This is a genomic window from Alteromonas sp. BL110 (genome assembly GCF_003443615.1).
Classification (GTDB): domain Bacteria; phylum Pseudomonadota; class Gammaproteobacteria; order Enterobacterales; family Alteromonadaceae; genus Alteromonas.
Window position 1 is genome coordinate 3,526,327 of the sequence record NZ_CP031967.1, and the last position, 20,075, is coordinate 3,546,401.

The window sequence follows — 20,075 nt, forward strand, 5'->3', positions numbered from 1 at the left end:
GGCGTTGCTTGTAGTAAACGTCGCAAGGCTGCCTTCACGACAGCCCTTGTATAATTCAAACTAAAGCTTAACTAATGTTCTACCCCACAGTTCGCCTTTCAAAATGGCATCTATTTTTTGGCTAACGTCGTCTAACGAAACTTCCTCCGTAAGGTCATCGAGGCAATTTAGTTTCCATTCGCTGGCTAATTTATCCCAAAGCCTTAATCTAGGGGGCATGGGGCATTGTACTGAGTCAATGCCAAGTAGTGATACGCCGCGTAAAATAAAAGGAAATACGCTTACATCTAGATCAGCTGAAGCCGTCAGCCCGCAACATGTAACCGAACCACCATATTGAGTTGCCTTGATAGCTTGCGCCAAGTATTCTCCGCCCACAGTATCTACAGCGCCAGCGTATTGCTCTTTTAACATAGGGCGCTCTTTATTTTCTAACAGCGCGTCGCGAGTTATTACTTTATTGGCACCAAGTGTTTGTAAGAATGACTCATGTTCTTTTTTGCCAGTACATGCCACCACAGAAAAGCCAGCGTTCGCTAGTAGGGCAACTGCTACAGAGCCTACGCCCCCTGTGGCGCCTGTAACCAAAATATCACCCTTTTCAGGTGTTACGCCATGTTCAACCAATCCTTGTACCGAAAGCCCTGCAGTGAAACCCGCAGTGCCAATAACCATAGATTCTCTTAGCGTAAGGCCATCTGGCTTTGCGACTGCCCATTCACTAGGAATTTTAATGTACTCACCAAAGCCGCCGGGCGTATTCATGCCAAGGTCATAACCTGTGACGATAACTTCATCGCCCTCTTTGAAGCTGTTGTTATCACATGACACCACTGTGCCTGCTGCATCTATGCCTGGAGTGTGAGGAAAGTTTCTGCTAACGCCTGGATTACCTGTCGCAGACAAGGCATCTTTATAGTTAAGTGATGAATACTCTACCTTGATGAGCAGTGTGCCCTCTGGTAAGTCATTGAGTGAGCGCTCAGTGACGCCACGGGTAAATGATTTATCTTCCTGTTTTTCTACAAGCAAAGCCTTAAACGATGTCATATCCGTCTCCGTTGGTCGAAAATTTACGCTACCCATTGTGACTATATATAAGCTTTGCGCAAGTATGCACTTTTTAGTAGGCTAGTACCCTAAAAGATACTATTGGAGTGTATTGGGCTTTTTACTTACGTGTTTTTGCAAAAGGCGAGCTGATATTGAAGCAGTATCTTTTGTTTGATTGAGCTGAGAGGGCGAAATGGCAACAAATTTGAAAAGTGTAGAAACAGAGCCATGCGATACGGTTACTAAAGTCAAAGGGAACGCCGCGAATGCAAAACAGTGCTCTAGTGAAAGCTCAAACGACTCTAAGCAATACATTTGTGGTGTTGCGGTATCGCTTGAGATTATCGGTGGTAAATGGAAGGGCGTTATTTTGTGGCACCTCTGCCATAAAACACTACGCTTCAGTCAATTGCGAAGGCGTTTGCAAGGCGTTACTCAAAAAATGCTTACTCAGCAATTAAGAGAGTTAGAGCGTGATGGTTTGGTTAACCGGAAGGTGTATGCTGAGGTGCCTCCGCGTGTGGAGTACTCACTCACTGAATTAGGTCGCACGTTAGAACCAACTCTACGACAGCTATGTGATTGGGGTAGGGCATACAATGATGACTACAGATAATGCGTGCTAAATAAAATCATTTAAGCTGTTGATAATAACGATGGTGGGCAACGAATTAGATAAGAACGGCTAAGAACGGCGAGTACTGAGCAGATAGCAGTACTCGCGTTAGTAGTCGTACTTTTTATGATTTAAGCGATTAACGAACCAATAGACAATACGCTTTCTTCACCATCTGCAACTGTCTTAATCGTCGCGTCCATCACGTTGAAATCTACGCGTAGTGACGCTGCATTGTTGCCATTTACCCAAGACAGAGTCAAAACATTATCACTGTAATTTACGTCAAACGCTCCATTAAAGGCATTGCTTTCGTTTCTTAGCGTTATTAACTGCATCAAGCCTTTAACTACCGGCTTTTTAACCGCCTCTTCGACCATAGCGGAAGACAAATAAGGGCGGTTAATGTCACGACCAACATTAGTGTTGGCAAGCAATTCCATATCATTATGGGCGGCAAGTAACCCGCCGTAATAAACCTGAGGAATACCCGGGCTAAAGAATTGAATGGCGCGAGCAACTAAATAGGCGAAGTCATCCTTACCCAATGCATCGTAATAAGTACAGTTAACCTGATAAAGATCCACATTGTTCGCCGCGGCACCTGTTGCCTTCTTAGATTCGCCGTTAGAGTTTTCATGTATTTGGTCTACAAGTGCGTTAATTGATTCGGCACTTAAAAGACCAGGTTTGTCACCACTTGCGCCTACATCAACAATCCCAATGCCGTCGTGGGTATCAAGTACGGTAAAGCAGTTGCGTGGCGAAATAGAAAGCCAGTATGCCAATGCGTCTGCATTTTTGGTGAACAAGGTGTGCAGTACTAGCGGAGGTAAAGCAAAGTCGTAGACGCTGTCGCACCGTGCGGCAATATCGATTTGAGTCTGATAGTGGCTGTGTATCTCTACTAAACACTGCATACCCATGTTACGCGCTCGGTGTGATAGTGCCTCAATAAACTCAAAGGTTTCTTCAAGCATAAAACAGTTCGAGCCTGCGCGTTTTATGGCGTAGCCTGCTGCGTCAAGGCGTATAAGGTCAACATTACTTTCGGTAAATGACTGAAGAATAGACGATAGATAGTCTTTGCCCAACTTTGACTCTACATCAATGTCAATTTGATTAGAGGTAAAGGTGGTCCAGAATGGTACCGTTTCTGGGCTACCAGTCTCTGTGCCTACTTCATAATCACTGAAAAATGGCGTTGGGCGAGGGCGAAACACTTGTGCTATTTGTTCGTCGATTTGCGCTGGGTCATTACCCTTAAAAATATCTTCTTTAGTTAAAAACAGTGGCCAATAGGTAGATTCGCGCCCGTTTTTCAGCACGTCTTTAAATGCTTCGCTTTGCCCAGACATATGGTTAACAATAAGATCGGCCATAATATCGACAGACTCACCCAGCTTTTTGATGCTGTTCCAGTCGCCTAGGCGCTCATCCACCGATGTATGGTCAATAGGGTCAAAGCCTGCGTCTTCACCATCGTAAGGGTAGTAAAAAGGAAGGATGTGAACACCGGTGAACAGACCATTTAATGGGCCTTCTAGTATACTTGTAAGGCTATCGATGTTGCCATCGCCTAGTCGATCTGCATAGGTGATTAATTGCACGCCATTGCGTATAGACATGATAATTCTCCAAAATTCAGCATGCGCTAGTGCGTACTGCTTTTTTGTTTCGCAAGCACGCATTACTTCGAATTAAGCATTACCAGTCTGTCAGGTTCAAATTTGAACATATAATAGGTTTAACTTAATTCTTAATCTTCCACTGTTGACTGACCAAACTAGGTTGAGACATACAGAGAAAAGAAACTTAATCGATTAAGTTAAAATAACAGTAGAAAAGATATTTGTAAATGAGAAGTTTAAAAAATGGAACGCTTAAACCGCTTTGTGGCGTTTTTATATACGCATATCTTACGGTAAAGAGGATTATTTAAGGGCTACTCATTAGAAGGTAATAGCGAACACGAAACCCACGTGCGTGCAGGAACCGTTACTCTTTTGCCCCAGTGTTTGAAGACTCACTGTTATTTAACTCGTCGTATTCTCGCTTCGCTTCTTTCCACTTAGCGAGTTTGTCGTAATACACGTCCCAAATGCATGGGCAACACGAACCACCGCCACAACAATCGTCCTTTAATGGTTTTTCTGGTTCCTCGGGTAGTGACGTCATAAAAATTGTGCCTACTTTCTCTTTTCAAAAATATCCTATGCGCTAAGAGTATTCTTTATTTTTAACGTCACCCGTAAACGCAGGAAGTTGAAACCGCAAAACATAATGTTACGCGCAAAAACGCCTGAAAACAAAAAGCCCTGTTAAATAACAGGGCTTAGCTTCTCTTGCTTCGCTAATAAGCATTAATCAGTAGGTTGGCCGTCTTGCGCTGTTTGGCCATTTAGGTTTCCTGGTGCGGCCACAACCGGCTTAGGCTTAACTGCGCCTGCTTTAGCCAAAATATCGCTGTTGCCGGTAACTAAGTCTGCTAAAGAGCCTTTGTCAGCATCGACTAAACCCACTTCACGCAGCATAGAATCTACCAGGGGCGCGTTAGCACGGTAATTTAGCGCTGCCTGTGTTACTTGCTCAGCTAAGCCGTTGCCCGAGGTTGCAAGGGTATGCTCACCATTAGCGCTGCTACCTTGACCGTATCCTTGAAGAATTTTAATACCTTCAATGTTTTCAAGAGGCTTAACCGCTTGCTCGACAAGTTCAGGTAATATCTTAAGCATAGCTAGGGCTTTTTGTAGCTCAATTTGTTCGGTCTTAAGCGTATTCTCAGCTTCGTAAAGGGCTTGTTTACCTTGCGCTTCTACCGCAAGCACTTTCTCGTCAGCGTCGGCTTGCAGCATTTTAGCATCGGCTGCAGCTTTGGCTTCCGTAAGAATAGCGGCAGCAGAGTTTTCAGCCGCTTCTTTCTTAGCCTGTGCTTCAACGGTAATACCTACAGCTTCACGCTCCGCCTCTTTACGAGCATCGATAACTTCAATTTGTTTCTTACGCTCAGCTTCTGCTACCGATTTAGCGGTAAGTACTGCTTCTTCTTTTTCCACTTTTTGCTTTTCAGCTTCCGCAGCTTTAGCGCGTGCAGCAGACTCTTCTTCCGACTTGGTAGCAACAGCAATTTGCTTCACTTGCTCTGAAACTTCAACTTCTTGCTGCTGACGAATACGCGCTTGTTCTAACGCTTGACGTTTAGCAATTTCCTGCGTTTCTATCTCACGAGATTTCTCAATTTCTGCCGCTTCGATAGCACGGTTTTTAGCAATCTCTGCTTCGCGCTCTTCACGTTCTTTCATTTCTCGTTGCTTAGCAATTTCAGCTTTTTGCTCTTGGCGTTTAAACGCAAGTACCTGCTCTTGCGCAAGGCGCGCTTCTTCTTCATCGCGTTTTACGTCTAAAGATTGCTTTTCGGCGGCTAGGTTACGCTGCTCAATAAAAATACGGTTTTCCTGCTGAATGTCGTTCGTTTCTTTGCGCTTTTCTTCGATAATTTTAGTCAATCGAGCGCGACCTTCTGCATCGAATGCATTGTTTTCGTTAAAGAACTGCAGATCTGTCTGGTCGAATCCAGTTAAGCTCACTGACTCAAGTTCTAAACCGTTTTTCTCAAGGTCGTTAGCCACACTCTGCTGAACTTTCTGTACAAAATCCGCGCGCTGCTCGTGCATCTCAGTCATACTCATTTCAGCGGCTACGGCACGTAGTACGTCAACAAACTTCGACTCCATTAATTTTTTAACTTCTTCAGCGCGGGTGGTGCGAGTACCTAGGGTTTGCGCGGCCATTGAAATGCCGTTAGCGTTCGGCGCAACACGCAAATAGAAGTCGGCTTTTACATCCACACGCATACGATCTTTGGTGATCAGTGCGTCTTTTTGAATTTTTTCTACTTCTATACGAAGGGTATTCATGTTCACCGGAATAATTTCATGAACAACAGGCAGAACTAAAGCGCCGCCGTCCTTGATCACTTTCTCGCCGCCTAGACCGGTTCTTACGAACGCAGTTTCTTTAGTCGCGCGGGTGTAGAGTTTGGCAAAAATAAGGCCAATAACGATAAGCCCTACAACAATAGCACCGGCAACAAAGAGTATTGACGGCAAGCTAGATGGTTGAATTGTATCCATACTTTTATCTCTTTTAGGTTATAGGTAGCGGGTTGCTAACCAGCTGTGTTGGTTTTTCTGAACTAAAATGACGCGCTCTCCCTGTGCAAACAATTCTTCATCTTCGAATGGTTCAACTAACACAAAATGAGGCTGAGAATAATGATCGGTAAATTTTGCTTCTGCTGGATTCCCCCGGCTTGCTTTGCCAATAGTGATTTCCGCCACGGACCCAATAAAATCTTCGCTATTGACCGCACTAGACTCGACGCTTGGTAACACGCTCGCGATAATTTTTACGGTTTTAGCTGTAACAAGCAGTCCAGTAATAAGGGCGAGAGGAACAGCTATGGCGGCAGGCAAGATAATGCTAAATATGCTGGCTGTTAGACCATTAAGCATTAGGCCAGCAAGCCCAAATAAAGTCAGCAGTACAACTAGGTATATGAGGAAAGGGACTTTATTGATATTTAACCAGTTGGCTAACGACGTACTTAAAAAGCCTTCGCCATCTACTTCAGCAAAGTCGTCGCCAAGCCCCAAAAAGCTTGCACCGAAAATAGTACTTATAAGTTCTAATATGAAAACAAAAAATACGGCTATGAGCGCAATGCTAAACCAGAAATTTGCGGGAGAAAGAAGAACATCTGTCATTTACACCGTCCATGATGACTAACTTGCTTTTGTTCTTTATACCACAGAACAAAAATTAAGCCAGTGCGCAACGCATGTACTTTGGGCTAGTTTGTAAAAAATGATGTTTGGTAAGACGTCAACGCTGCTTAGTTATGCTGAAAAGAGGGGGAGGGGTAATTGCATAGTACCGAACATAATAGTACCGAACATAAAAGTACCGAAAACAAAAAACTTATTAGCTAAAAAATAGAGTCATAATGGTTAGACAGAGGTAAAGCTATAATTTATTTACTAACATTGTGAATTCGTTTGAAAACCGAGTATCAATTGAAGTTATGTTGCTGCAGCATTACGTCGTTTTCTGTAATCTTTAAAACACTCCCTTGGTCGTACCAATCACCTAGTACGATGCGAGTCGCAGGTTTACCGTTTGCTGTAAGGTTATGAATGTTTGGTCTATGTGTGTGGCCATGGATCATGCGCTGCACGCCCCATTTTTCCATCACTTTTACCACTTCTTCAGGGGTAACATCCATGATGTCTGGTTTAAGGTTTTGTTGCTTAGCCTTACTTTCCTTACGGCCGTTATCGGCAACACGCTGTCGATACCATAGAGGAAGGGCAAGCATTAACCGAGGCCACCACCAACCGCGCGATTTCTTGCGAAACTTTTGATAGGCAACATCACGAGTACATAACTCGTCACCATGGGTCAGTAGGGTAGGTGTACCGTATAGGTCTACGACCTCTTGTTCGTTTAACAGTGTCATACCGGCTTTCGATAACCACTTTTCTCGTATAGCGAAATCGCGATTGCCGTGAATAAAGTAAATAGGGCAGTGCTGACTCACTTCTTTGAAGGCCGATGCAATAGCGGTGTTAAATGGGGTAATGTTGTCGTCGCCAATCCATACTTCAAATAAGTCTCCAAGAACATATAGAGCATCGGCGTTAATGGCGTCTTCTTTTAAGAAGCGCATTAAGCATTCGGTGATATCTGGGCGGTCTGCACTTAGATGTAAATCAGCAATGAAGTAGGTGAACGACATAAATCTTCTTAAGTGTGGTCTTAAAAAGCCGCGTTAACGTTCACGCGGCTTTAATGTAGCTAAAGGCTTGTTTTGAAAAGCATTCCAGCCAAGCCAAAATTTAGCCAGTTGTTTTAACAGTTATCTAAGCCGTTACTTATGCCACAACTGCTTTTTCAATGATCACTGGCTCAACAGGTACATCCTGATGGTAGCCGTTGTTACCGGTTTTAACCGCTTTGATCTTCTCTACCACGTCCATACCTTCAACCACTTTACCGAACGCGCAGTAGCCCCAACCATTTACAGACTTACTAGTGTGGTTAAGGAAGTCGTTGTTGTTCACGTTAATGAAGAATTGTGCGGTAGCTGAGTGTGGGTCTTGAGTACGCGCCATCGCGATGGTACCTACTTCATTCGCAACACCGTTGTCAGCTTCGTTTTCGATAGGCTCTTTAGTATCTTTCTGTTCCATATCAGGCGTAAAACCGCCACCTTGGACCATAAAGTTGTTAATTACACGGTGAAAGATAGTGTTGTCGAAAAAGCCGTCTTCTACGTAAGAAAGGAAGTTAGCTACTGTTTTAGGTGCTTTATCTTCAAAAAGCTCTAAGGTGATGTCACCGAAATTTGTTTTTAACTTAACCATTGTGGTTTGTCCTGTGTGTTAGCGTATATGCAAAGTGGGGGCATTTTAGCGCAAAACGAGTCGATAGCGCAAAGAGACGGTTATGGCAAATGGCGGCAATATCGCTGCAAAAGGCTTGTACCATTTAAATCGTGACAGTGCTAAACTTTGCGCCCCAAAATTATGACAAATAGGAAATATAGACATGCTACATCTTTACAATACCCGAACCCGTGAAAAAGCGAAGTTTGTTCCGCTTCAAGAAGGGAAAGTGGGTTTGTATGTGTGTGGTATAACCGTTTATGACCTAAGTCATATGGGGCACGCCCGTACCTACCTAAGTTTCGATGTTTTAGTACGCTACTTGCGTCATCTTGGTTTAGAAGTGAAGTACGTGCGTAATATTACGGATATCGACGATAAGATTATCGCTCGCGCTAATGAAAATGGTGAAAGTTTTGAAGCGTTAACTGCACGTACTATCGCCATGATGCACGAAGACTTTGCGGCGATTAACTTACTAGAACCAGATGTTGAGCCAACAGTAAGTGGTCATATGGATGAGATCATTGAAATCATCCAGCGTCTAATGGACAAAGGCTATGCCTATCAAGCTAAAAGCGGCGATGTACTATTCGACGTAAGCAAGTATGAAGATTACGGTAAGTTAAGCAAACAAGACTTAGATCAGCTTAAAGCTGGTGCCCGGGTTGAAGTAGCGGCAGGTAAAGACGACCCGCTAGATTTCGTATTGTGGAAAACCACCAAACCTGGTGAGCCAGCATGGCAGTCACCATGGGGCGAAGGCCGTCCGGGTTGGCATATTGAGTGTTCTGCTATGAACCACAAGCACCTTGGTGCGCACTTTGATATTCATGGCGGAGGTTCAGATTTAACTTTCCCACACCATGAAAACGAAGTGGCTCAGTCGTGCTGCGCTTATGACACACCTTACGTAAACGTGTGGATGCACGCAGGTATGGTTCAAGTTAATGATGAAAAGATGTCTAAGTCATTAGGCAACTTCTTCACCTTGCGTGATGTGCTCAAAGAGCACGATTCAGAAACTTTGCGTTTCTTCTTGATGTCGGCCCATTACCGTAGCCAGTTAAGTTATTCGCAAGACAACATCACTCAAGCAAAAGCAGCGTTAGAGCGCTTGTACACTGCGCTGCGTGGTGTTGTAGTAGATGAGAGTACAGACCTTAGCTACGGTGGCTATCTAGCGCGTTTCGAAGCAGCTATGAATGATGACTTAAACGTGCCTGAAGCCTTTTCGGTGTTATTCGACGTGGCGCGTGAGCTTAACCGCCAAAAAGATAACGCTGAAGAAGCGGGCAAACTGGCTGCTGTTCTTAAAGGCCTTGGCGCAATTTTGGGTATGCTTCAAAGTGACCCAGACACCTTCTTAAAAGGCGGTGAAGGCAATGACGACGAAGCAGCAGAGATTGAAGCGTTAATTAAACAGCGCAACGATGCTCGTGCAGCGAAAGACTGGGCAGCCGCAGATGCTGCACGTGATGCATTAAATGCGAAAGGTGTAGTGCTAGAAGATGGCCCAAGCGGCACGACGTGGCGAAAAGCGTAGCTAGCCGGAATCGACAAGCGTTCGTTGAGAGTTTTATAGATTGAAAAAGCCCACGTAACCTGGGCTTTTTTGTATCGTTTAAAAGCGCTTTTCTATACCCACTTCGAAGCGTCGCTGTGCACCGAACCAGCAGTTGTTGGTATCGTAACAAGAACCCACATATTCTTTGTCGGTCAAGTTACTTACACTACCTGTTAACCTCAGGTCATACTCTGGCATGTCATAAGTGACAACAGCATCGACTAAGGTGTATGAAGGCACTTGGTCGGTATTGTATTTGTCAGCCTGTGTCTCACCCACGTAGCGTATGCCTGCGCCTATCATAAAACCATCTAGGCTGTCGTCAAATAGGTAATTAGCCCACACTGAAGCACTTTCTTCGGCTACCCATACCGGCGTATTGCCTACCTCCGCTGGGTCTAGCTCATTTTCTGTCACTTCCATATCTAAGAAAGTTGCGTTGGCCTGAAGTGAGAGGGCATTAGTGATATTTGTATTTAACTCAAGCTCAACCCCTTGCGACTCAACTTCGCCAGTTTGGGTACGCTGAAGAAAATCTGGCGTATTTACTACAACATTTTGTTTAGTGAGAACAAAATAAGCACCTGTAAACGTGGTTGCGCCATCGCTCGATTGGAACTTTGTACCTACTTCAACTTGATCGGCTGTGGTCGGCTTGAAGGCCTCACCAGTTAACGAGTCTACACCTGTTACAGGTTCAAAAGACTCCGAGTAGTTCGCGTATACGCGCCAACCCGAATCAAAGGTATACATAGTAGCTATGCGGCCTGAGAATTCGTCTTGGTCAATCTCAGTAGTGTTACCGTACTCGAAACCGTCGTAAACATTTGCAGCCACATCGGTACTTTCAAAGTTATCATAGCGACCGTTTAACAACACAGTGATGTTGTCAAACTGCATTTCGTTTTGAATATAAAAACCGAGTTGTTCAACATCGATTTCATGATCTTCTTGGTAGAAGTCGAGCGGAAGCGTGTTAATGTCAAAAAGATCGTTATCAATATTGACTAGGTTGATTGGCGGCGTATTCGTGCCTAGCGTATCGCGATAGGCTACTGTGGAATCAGAATCTTGATAGTCGACGCCAAATAAAAGGTTATGGGTTATCTCGCCAGTAACGATTTGCCCTGCGATTTGAGTATCTACCGTTACGCCGTCGGTTTCTTCGTCAGTTAAATATGCAGAGCGGTATAAATTGTTTTCAGCGTCTAATGCTGAATGGTAAGTATTGCGTTGAAGCGCTTCTGAATCTGTATATCTGAACTTTTGTAGTATCGACCAGCTATCTGTAATCTGGTGATTTAGTTTGTAGCCAAGCATAAGCACTTCGCGGGAAAAACTATTCCAGTTTTCATCTCCTGCATAGGTACTCGCGTCTAACTTTCCAAACTGGTCGCTGTATAAGGTGCCTTGACCAGGTAGGGGAGTTGAGGGAATCATCTCTGGATCATCTTGATAGTAACCAGATAGCGTAAGTTCTGTATCCCTGCTGATATCAACCGTTACAGAAGGCGCTATGGTGTAGCGCTCGGTTTCTGTAGTGTCTTGAAATCCGTCACGCTTTCTTCCCAACATAACAAGCCTGTACCTTGCATTGTCGGTAAGTGCGCCTGCGGTATCCAAGCCTAGTTCAAATAGACTGTCAGACCCCAACGCTGCTCTAACAAGGGTTTCATCTTCATCTTTGGGGTATTTGGCCACTTGGTTAACCATGCCACCCGGCGGGACAAGGCCATACAAAGACGAAGCAGGACCCTTTAATATTTCTAGAGATTCAGTAGCGAACGCATCAACTTGAGGATATAGATTCCAACTATTATTAGTGAGCAGTGGCAACCCGTCGTAGAACGTCTGGTATGTTGTAAAACCACGAATAGTAAACTGGTCGAAAATAGTAATAGTAGGGCGGCTTTCAGTAGTAACACCAGAAACGTAACGCAGCGCCTTATTCACTGAATCAGCTTGTCGAAGCTGCAGTAAATCTTGATCAATAACGCTAATGCTTACAGGCGATTCAATAGGGCGAAGCGATGACTTAGTTGCCGTACTTCTATACGACTGCATGGGGTTTACTTCAATGCGTTCTAATTTTTCTTCTTCAGTTTGCTGAGCAAGTGCATTCCCTGAAGCAAAAACAGCTAACGCAATAGCTGACAATGAAAAAATAGTCGTTTTTGAAGTACTAGGTTTCGCTGATGATGGCTTACTAAACGCCATAGATTCCTTCCTCGAATGATAGATGTTTACATGAAGACTTAGTCTATCACTTGAAAGGAAATGATAATAGTTGTTATTAGCTGTTGCGTTTGTTTGCTGGAAGCGGGCTTCATCTACCGATTTATGTCCGGATTACCCGTTGGCATAGCGCTTTCTTTTTCAGTTAAATGTGATTTCCAGCGCTGCTGTGCAACGTGGGCTTTCACCAGTTCTAAACATTCGTTTACGACGTTAAGCACTTCTTTATCTAGCGCGTCTGCAGTAGAGGTATAGTCGTGCATACCCACTGAAATAAAGTGGTCAATGCGCTCTGCATCTAGGTCGCTTAACAGGTTTACTAGCGACGTAGTAACTATATCGGTGACTGACTCTTCTAATGTATTTTCAATGGTTTTGCCGATAACAGGAAGGTAATGCAGCGACGAGACTTGTGCATTACTTCTCACCGCTTTTCCCACGCTTTTTCGTACGTGCTCTCGAATCACTTCGCCGTGTTCTTCACTTTGTATAGATTGACCTAAATGATTAATTACGCCAGCCATCCACTGCGTTATAACAGGCCGACGGGGAGCCAATACCTGTGCATTAATATCATCTAACAAAGGCGAGCCTGCTGAGATGTCTTTTTGCGCATCGCTCAGCACTTTAACAACAATTCTGTCGCTAAGTTCCTCAACGAAAACATCGTAATAGAAGGCAAAAAAGCGAAAGACCGCGGTTTGGTATAAATCGATAATTTTGAATTTGTGCAAGCGATGCAGTATGGAGAGTATTCTTAAGAAGCGAAATAGACGAGTAGGGCCTGTTGGAATTAAGCCAATAATGTCGTACCAATGCAAAAATGGGAAGAAGTACCAGCGTAAGTGCTCTTTACGAACAATAGCAACAGCCCACCGAAAACAAAATTCGGTAAAGAATATGGCAATAAAGACTAAATCGACCAACAAAAAGTTGGCGTGAATTGGATTGTAAGCGGTAAGGAAAGCTGGAAAATATGTACCTAATAGACCGTACACAAAGTCTGTAGCATAGAGGGCATCGAAAATAAGCCATGCTAGATTTACGAATAGTATACCTAGCATGACTAAATCTAAAATTAACCAAGGCGTCTCGTGACTATTTCGCAAATTTTCTCGGTTAATTCTTAGCATTTCCATATCCTTTTCGTGATTTAACGCATGATATGTCCGCTGAAAGCAAAACGCGTTAATGCTATTTTATGTTGGATCACTAGCTCGATGCGTTCAACCTTGTCACGTCCACATACAGTTTGAGTCTTTGACCAGGTTGCAAATAGCGCTGAGTGTTTAGTGAGTTCCACTTGCCAATGTCACTTACCTTAACATTGAACTTGTTTGCAATCACAGATAACGAATCACCGTTTCTTACCGTGTAGGTCAGTTTCTTGGTAACGCCAGTTTGCTCTTTGCCTTTCTGCCAAATAACTAAAGCTTTACCTGGGCGAAGCGTATCACCCGGCGCCATACCGTTCCATTTTGCTAACTGCTTAGTAGTTACTTTGTACTTACGCGCAATGTCCCAAAGCGTATCACCGGATTTAACGGTATAACGCACTTTTTGCTGAGACGCGCTGCTATTTTGCAAACTGGCTAAACGTTGCTCTTGCGATAAGGTATAGCTGTCTAACTCTTGAAGCGCGACAGGTACCATTATCGGTTGACCTATTCGGATCATAGAAGAGTCCAGCTCATTTATTCTTTTCAGTACTTTCACGGTGGTATGGTACTGTTTTGCAATCTTACCTAAGCTATCGCCGGGCTTAACGGTGTGGCGTACCCAGTTAAGACGCTCTTTTTTATCAATCTTAGCAAGAGCTTGCGAAAACGCTGCGGCTTTATCAAGAGGAAGTACTAAGCGGTGCGGACCGTCTGGGGATGTGGCCCAACGATTGAACCCAGGGTTCAATCCATGAAGCTCTTTCAAAGACATACCGGCAAGTTCAGCTGCAAATGCTAAGTCCACCTGAGAGCCAATATCCACCACTTCAATGACGGCCACGTTTTCTACTTCAGGCCATGAGTACGCATATTCATCTTTGTGTTTAAGAATATCGGCAAGGGCCAGTAACTTCGGTACATAAGCACGGGTTTCTTTGGGTAAATTCAAGTTCCAGAAATCGGTGGGTTTTCCCGCACGTTTGTTAGCTTTAATTGCTCGTTGAACACGGCCTTCACCACTATTATAAGCCGCTAGCGCATGCAGCCAATTACCATCAAACATTTCGTTTAAGTAGGTAAGGTAGTCCAGCGCCCCCTGCGTTGAGGCAACAACGTCGCGACGCCCGTCGTACCACCAGTTTTGATCCATACCAAATCGCTTTCCAGTGCCGGGGATAAATTGCCACATACCAGCCGCCCGACCGTGAGAGTAGGCGAAGGGATCAAACGCGCTTTCTACGATGGGTAAGAGTATTAACTCCATCGGCATGTCACGCTTTTCAATTTCTTCTGCAATGTAATAAAGAAAGGGCTTAGCACGCTTAACCACGCGAGCCATATATTCTGGATGCTTTAAATACCATTTCCTTTGCGAACTAAGGCGTTTATTGTCAGGTATGGGTAAAGCGAAGTTTGCGCTAGCACGCTCCCACACGTCTGTTACAACAGCTTGCGTATGCATGTCAGGTGTAGCGGTAATCTCGGCACTTTCTGCTAGCGTATCGTCATTTGGATGAACCACTTCGACAACGCCATCTCTTGCTAGCTCACAATCAGAAATGGCTTCTTCGTTGCTATAAATTTCACTGCACGCTTCTAACAAAGCATTTTCGCTACTCTCTAATTGTGCATTGTCACTATTATTATTTGTTATCTGACAACCTGTTAAACCTATCGCCAACAACAATGGCGATAGAGAAAAAAACTTCAACTGCATATATGAAGAAACCTCTTGGAGCACTGCAAACCGGCAATGTTACGATAAACGGCTTACTTTTGCATCAAAACTCATCTTTCCAGCGGCGAACCGCAGCAAACACTGCTACATCATCCGCCAGGTTACTTTCGCAATAGGCTTCGGCAGCAGTTTTCACGGAAAGTTCATGAGCGCGTAAAAATGGGTTTATGCTTTTTTGCTCTTTGAGGTTACTCGGTAAAGTAGGTTGATTCTGTTCTCGCTTAGCGTTTACCCAATCTGCGTAGTCGTTCAGTGCGGTATTATCAGGCTCAACAGCAAGAGCAAATTCAACGTTAGCCTGCGTGTATTCGTGGGCGCCATACACCTTGGTAGTATCAGGCAATCGCTTTAACTTATTCAAAGAATGATGCATTTGCTCTGGTGACCCTTCAAATAAACGCCCACAGCCTGCAGAAAACAGTGTGTCGCCGCAAAATAGTATGCCGTGACCAAAAAATGCAATGTGATCAAGCGTGTGACCTGGGACCTCCATAACTTGCAGAGCCATTTTGAACACGGGAAGTGAAACCGTATCGCCTTGAGCAACAGATTTAGTAATGCCTCTTATATGATTGCCTCTTGGCCCTATAACCGGTAAATCCGGTACGGTGGACACTAACTTAGCAATACCACCGGTATGATCTCTGTGATGATGAGTAATCAGAACTGCACTAAGCATTAAATTGTTGGCTTTAAGGAAAGCCAACACAGGTTCAGCATCGCCTGGGTCTACGACTATAGCGCTGTTGCCGTTGTGAATGCACCAAATGTAATTGTCAGTGAAAGCGGGAATAGGATGAATAGTTACATCTGAAGAAAGCGTTTCTGCCGTCATAAGAGTACCTGCTTGTGTAGGTAGAATTATGCGTTACTATAGGGGCTTGTGAACAGCAGAGCAACCTAAGAGCGCGCAGTGTTAATGAGATCGGCCTTTAAAGCCAAACCGCCTCGCTACCCTACAAGCTGGGATAATTTTCCCGCAGGCGAGCACATCCGCGATGCCGTGAATACTGTGTGTAGCGATTACGCTGAGCGTATATTCGGGTATCATTTTGCCAAGCTAGGCTCTTTAAGTGCCGAAATTAATCTAAATACTAGCCCAATAAGGCATCATATCAATCAGGTGCCATTTGATAACCAATTTGGCTGCCAGTTAAACGCTAACTCCGCCTTTGGCGATACCTCAGACAACAATGTTTCTTCTTCACAGTTTCATGATGAAAGTCGCGAATCGTCAATTAGCAGAGAAAATACGGTCGTAGGACAGTCGCACTCCTTACCCTTTGCAGAAAACAGTATTGATGGCTTTTTATTGGCTAACGAGCTAGATTTTGCGCAGGATCCCCATGAGATTTTAAGAGAGGTAGACCGTGTTATTACGCAAAATGGTTACGTCATTATCAGTGGGTTTAACCCTTTAAGCCTTGCCGGTATCGCTAAATTCCTGCCCGTTAAGCGCGGAAATATTTTGCATGATGCTCGCTTTTTTACGTCATATCGCATCAAAGATTGGCTTCAGTTATTGGGCTTTGAAATTGTTGAACAGCGTCAGATATTGTTTTCTACGCTATTTTTTCAGCAACGGTGGAAAGGGGCCGCTAAGCTTCAAAATTATTTAGCGTCTTACTTGCCTTGGTGTAGCGCGGTATATGTAATACTCGCGAAAAAGCGGGTAATTCCTATGACAGCGATAAAACCGAAACGCAATTTAAAACCCAGTTTCTCAGCGGTAGGAGCAAGTGCAAGGACGTCGGCAGCGAACCGTTCATTGCGTTAATATAGATTCACGCACATGCAACGCGCTTCGTTATTAGGTGTGTGACGATGATGACAGACGACTAAGTATTCGCAACACTCGCTATGCTGTTATATTCCTTATCAACAGGCTTTTGAGTTTATAAGCCAAATTGCAAAACGAAAAATAGGAGATAGCTTACAAAGCTATCTCCATATTGGTAGGTTACTCGTCGTTTGCTTTATAGAGATGAACATCTCGCTGTGGATAAGGGATGCTAATGCCTTCCTCGTCAAAAGCTTTTTTAACTTTTTCCTGCATGTCCCAATAGTAAGGCCACAAATCATCGGTGCCGACCCAGGGTCTAAACATTAGATCGACTGAGTTATCACCTAATCCCCCAACACAAATTCTAGGTGCTGGATCGGTCAATGAGCGTTCGTCCTCTTCAAACAAACGCTGCAAAATTTTCTTAGCTTTGTCGATATCGTCATCGTAGCCAATGCCAAATGTCATGTCGCAGCGGCGTTTGTCGTATACGCTAACATTAGTTAATGTGGCATTGGATAGATTCCCGTTGGGAATAACCACACGCCTATTGTCAAAGGTGTTAACTACAGTATAAAGAATTTGTATCTCTGCGACAGACCCCAAATGCCCTTCTGCTTCAATGGTGTCACCCACTTTAAAGGGTTTAAAAATCAGTATTAGCACACCACCAGCAAAATTAGCCAAACTGCCTTGTAATGCTAAACCAATAGCCAAACCTGCTGCCCCAACCACGGCAATAAATGAGGTGGTTTCAATACCTATCATAGAGGCAACGGAAATCAACAACATTACTTTTAAAACGGCACTTATAAGTCCGCATAAGAATTTATTTAAAGTAGGGTCCTTTTTACCTATTCGGTGATCCAATAGGTTTATAAAACGATTTACTAGCCAAAGACCCACCACCAAAGTAAGAATAGCCAATAGCAATTTGGGGGTATAAGTCATCACCAGTGATATAGCTTTTTCGGTTAATTCCGATAAATCGATATTAGTCCCGAACAAATCTTCCATAAGTACCTCTTTCGATGATTAAACACCCTCGTTACGTTAAGGAAAGAATGATAGATCGCCTTGAATTAATACAAGGGGAAAAAGTGCGTTTGTTGATTTGAAGTCGGTAGCCTATTTAGCAATAGAGCAATAGAGCAATAGAGCAATAGAGCAATAGAGCAATAGAGCAATAGGCTAAAGAACGTGTAAGTAATGGCAGGCTCAAAGAATGTGGGGGAAGATTGAGCTTAAACGGCAGTGTGCTTCAGTTTTGAGCCTATCTATGTGATTTGGGGCTTCATAAATAAGACCGCTTCATCAATTGCTCAATAAAAAAGGTGACATCCCGTCGCTTTACAGCGCTGAATGTCACCTTACTTCAATGTTGAACGCTATCAGGCTTACTTAACGCGCATACCCGGCTTTGCACCTTCGTGCGGCTCAAGAATATATAGCTCATCGCCGCCAGGGCCTGCGGCTAGTACCATGCCTTCACTCATACCAAAACGCATTTTACGAGGAGCTAGGTTGGCTACCATTACTGTATGCTTACCAATTAAGGCTTCAGGCGAGTAGGCCGATTTGATACCTGCAAAAACTTGCTTAGTTTCGCCGCCTAAATCCAGCTCTAAACGTAAAAGCTTGTCGGCTTTTTCTACGTGCTCTGCGTTAGCAATACGAGCAATACGTAAATCTACTTTTGCGAAATCATCAAACGAGATAGTGTCGCTGATAGGGTCTTTAGCTAGCGGGCTGTCTGGGTCGATGGCCGGTGCAGCTGGCGCTAGGCTTTCTTTTGAATCTTCAACCATGGCGTCGATTTTCTCCATTTCTACACGCTGCATCATCGGCTTAAATTTGTTGATGGCGTGTCCTTTCAATAGGGTTTGCAGTGAATTCCAGTCAAACGAGTCGTTTAGGAATGCTTCTGCTTTTTCTGCAAGTACCGGTAGTACAGGCTTTAAGTAGATAACCAACAGACGGAACATGTTAATACCTAGCGAGCACACATCGTGTGTGAACTGCTGCTTAGTCTCGTCTTTAATGGTTACCCAAGGTGCGTTGTTGTCGATGAATTGGTTTGCTTTATCAGCAAGGGCCATAATTTCACGCACAGCTTGGTGATACTTACGCTTCTCAAATAGTGCAGCAATGCTTTCTGACGCGTTTTGGAACTCAGCAATAAGCTCTGGTTCAATCACGTTGTCTGATAATTTTCCGTCGAAACGCTTTGTGATAAAGCTTGCACAGCGGCTTGCGATGTTAACTACTTTACCTACCAAGTCTGAATTCACTTTTTGTGCGAAGTCAGTAAAGTTAAGGTCGATGTCGGTTACGCCGTCACCCAATTTAGACGCAAAGTAGTAACGCAAATATTCTGGGTTTAGGTGGTCAAGGTAAGTACGGCCTTTTATGAAAGTACCGCGCGACTTCGACATTTTCGCACCGTTTACGGTTACGAACCCGTGAATATTTACGCCAGTTGGCTTGCGGTAGCCAGCGCCTTCTAGCATGGCAGGCCAAAATAGGCAGTGGAAATAGGTAATGTCTTTACCAATAAAGTGGTACAGCTCAGCGTCAGAATCGGCTTTCCAGAAATCGTCAAATTCTAGATTGTTCTGGTCGCAGAAGTTTTTAAAACTAGCCATGTAACCAACCGGAGCGTCTACCCACACGTAGAAGAACTTGTTAGGTGCACCTGGAATTTCAAAACCAAAATACGGCGCATCACGGCTAATATCCCACTGTTGTAGACCTTCGGTAAACCACTCTTGTAGTTTGTTTGCCATTTCTTCTTGTAGGGCACCCGAGCGGATCCACTCTTTTAACATGCCTTCAAACTTTGGCAGGTCAAAAAAGAAGTGCTCAGACTCACGCAGTACTGGCGTAGCACCAGAAACCACGCTACGTGGATTCTTAACTTCAGTTGGGCTGTAAGTTGCACCACACACGTCACAGCTATCGCCGTTTTGATCTTCTGCGCCACAGCTTGGACAAGTACCCTTAACGAAACGATCTGGCAGGAACATTTCTTTTTCAGGGTCGAATAATTGGTTAATAGTGCGCTTGCTAATGTAACCCGCGTTATCTAGGCGAGTGTAAATTTCTTCACACAATGCCTTGTTTTCTGGCGAATGGGTTACATAGTAGTTGTCGTAATCAACGTGAAAATCAACAAGGTCTTGGTGGTGTTCAGCACGGGTTCTAGCCACCATTTCTTCTGGTGTAATGCCAAGCTCTTGGGCTTTAAGCATAACCGGTGTACCGTGTGCATCGTCGGCGCAAACACTGTAACATTCGTTTCCGCGAAGGCGCTGAAAACGAGTCCAGATGTCGGTTTGAATGTGTTCTAGCAAATGACCTAAGTGAATAGAACCATTTGCGTATGGCAACGCACTGGTTACCAGAATTCGGCGTTTTTCTGACATAATGACGTTATTGATTCTTTGCGTTTCAAAATGGCTGCAAATACTAGCGGAA

The 20,075-nt window shown here is 44.2% G+C and carries 16 protein-coding genes; 3 read left to right on the top strand and 13 right to left on the bottom strand.

Features of this window, described 5'->3' with window-relative positions:
• Positions 1-60: 60 nt before the first annotated feature.
• Complete coding sequence (locus D1814_RS15230; protein ID WP_118493806.1) at positions 61-1,050, bottom strand: YhdH/YhfP family quinone oxidoreductase; 990 nt, start codon at positions 1,048-1,050, stop codon at positions 61-63.
• Between the two features lie 196 nt (positions 1,051-1,246).
• On the opposite strand from D1814_RS15230, the gene D1814_RS15235 reads away from it, so the two are divergent.
• Entirely contained in the window at positions 1,247-1,669 is a 423-nt protein-coding gene (locus D1814_RS15235) for a winged helix-turn-helix transcriptional regulator (RefSeq protein ID WP_232368900.1), read from the top strand.
• Positions 1,670-1,800: 131 nt separating this feature from the next.
• Here D1814_RS15235 and gtfA read toward each other — a convergent pair whose 3' ends face one another.
• The 6 genes from gtfA to D1814_RS15265 all read right to left on the bottom strand — a co-directional run bounded on the left by gtfA (position 1,801) and on the right by D1814_RS15265 (position 8,094).
• Positions 1,801-3,297, bottom strand: a complete 1,497-nt coding sequence (gene gtfA / locus D1814_RS15240) for a sucrose phosphorylase (protein WP_118495408.1) — start codon at positions 3,295-3,297, stop codon at positions 1,801-1,803.
• Positions 3,298-3,667: 370 nt separating this feature from the next.
• Positions 3,668-3,847 carry an oxidoreductase-like domain-containing protein gene (locus D1814_RS15245; protein ID WP_118493809.1) on the bottom strand — a complete coding sequence of 60 codons (180 nt, stop codon included), beginning with the start codon at positions 3,845-3,847 and terminating at the stop codon, positions 3,668-3,670.
• 185 nt (positions 3,848-4,032) lie between these two features.
• A complete protein-coding gene (locus D1814_RS15250; RefSeq protein ID WP_118493812.1) occupies positions 4,033-5,802 on the bottom strand; it encodes a flotillin family protein in 1,770 nt (589 codons plus the stop codon).
• 18 nt (positions 5,803-5,820) lie between these two features.
• A complete protein-coding gene (locus D1814_RS15255) occupies positions 5,821-6,435 on the bottom strand; it encodes an OB-fold-containig protein (protein WP_118493815.1) in 615 nt (204 codons plus the stop codon).
• Positions 6,436-6,740: 305 nt separating this feature from the next.
• Complete coding sequence (lpxH, locus tag D1814_RS15260; protein WP_118493818.1) at positions 6,741-7,466, bottom strand: UDP-2,3-diacylglucosamine diphosphatase; 726 nt, start codon at positions 7,464-7,466, stop codon at positions 6,741-6,743.
• Positions 7,467-7,602: 136 nt separating this feature from the next.
• Positions 7,603-8,094, bottom strand: coding sequence for a peptidylprolyl isomerase (locus tag D1814_RS15265; protein WP_118493821.1), 492 nt, complete (start codon positions 8,092-8,094; stop codon positions 7,603-7,605).
• Positions 8,095-8,278: 184 nt separating this feature from the next.
• On the opposite strand from D1814_RS15265, the gene cysS reads away from it, so the two are divergent.
• Positions 8,279-9,661, top strand: coding sequence for a cysteine--tRNA ligase (cysS, locus tag D1814_RS15270; RefSeq protein WP_118493824.1), 1,383 nt, complete (start codon positions 8,279-8,281; stop codon positions 9,659-9,661).
• A 78-nt stretch (positions 9,662-9,739) separates the two neighbouring features.
• Here the strand turns inward: cysS and D1814_RS15275 are convergent, their stop codons facing one another.
• The 4 genes from D1814_RS15275 to gloB form a co-directional block, all read right to left on the bottom strand.
• On the bottom strand, positions 9,740-11,899 hold the full coding sequence (locus D1814_RS15275) for a TonB-dependent siderophore receptor (RefSeq protein ID WP_118493827.1): 2,160 nt from the start codon (positions 11,897-11,899) through the stop codon (positions 9,740-9,742).
• A 113-nt stretch (positions 11,900-12,012) separates the two neighbouring features.
• Complete coding sequence (locus D1814_RS15280) at positions 12,013-13,050, bottom strand: ion transporter (RefSeq protein ID WP_118493830.1); 1,038 nt, start codon at positions 13,048-13,050, stop codon at positions 12,013-12,015.
• Positions 13,051-13,129: 79 nt separating this feature from the next.
• Positions 13,130-14,794, bottom strand: a complete 1,665-nt coding sequence (locus D1814_RS15285; protein ID WP_118493833.1) for a lytic transglycosylase — start codon at positions 14,792-14,794, stop codon at positions 13,130-13,132.
• Positions 14,795-14,858: 64 nt separating this feature from the next.
• Positions 14,859-15,650 carry a hydroxyacylglutathione hydrolase gene (gene gloB / locus D1814_RS15290; RefSeq protein ID WP_118493836.1) on the bottom strand — a complete coding sequence of 264 codons (792 nt, stop codon included), beginning with the start codon at positions 15,648-15,650 and terminating at the stop codon, positions 14,859-14,861.
• A gap of 84 nt (positions 15,651-15,734) precedes the next feature.
• Here gloB and D1814_RS15295 point away from each other — a divergent pair, with 84 nt between their 5' ends.
• Positions 15,735-16,592, top strand: a complete 858-nt coding sequence (locus D1814_RS15295) for a class I SAM-dependent methyltransferase (protein ID WP_118493839.1) — start codon at positions 15,735-15,737, stop codon at positions 16,590-16,592.
• 183 nt (positions 16,593-16,775) lie between these two features.
• Here the strand turns inward: D1814_RS15295 and D1814_RS15300 are convergent, their stop codons facing one another.
• Both D1814_RS15300 and metG read right to left on the bottom strand, forming a co-directional pair.
• On the bottom strand, positions 16,776-17,615 hold the full coding sequence (locus D1814_RS15300; RefSeq protein ID WP_118493842.1) for a mechanosensitive ion channel family protein: 840 nt from the start codon (positions 17,613-17,615) through the stop codon (positions 16,776-16,778).
• 380 nt (positions 17,616-17,995) lie between these two features.
• Complete coding sequence (metG, locus tag D1814_RS15305) at positions 17,996-20,023, bottom strand: methionine--tRNA ligase (protein WP_118493845.1); 2,028 nt, start codon at positions 20,021-20,023, stop codon at positions 17,996-17,998.
• Positions 20,024-20,075 lie beyond the last annotated feature (52 nt).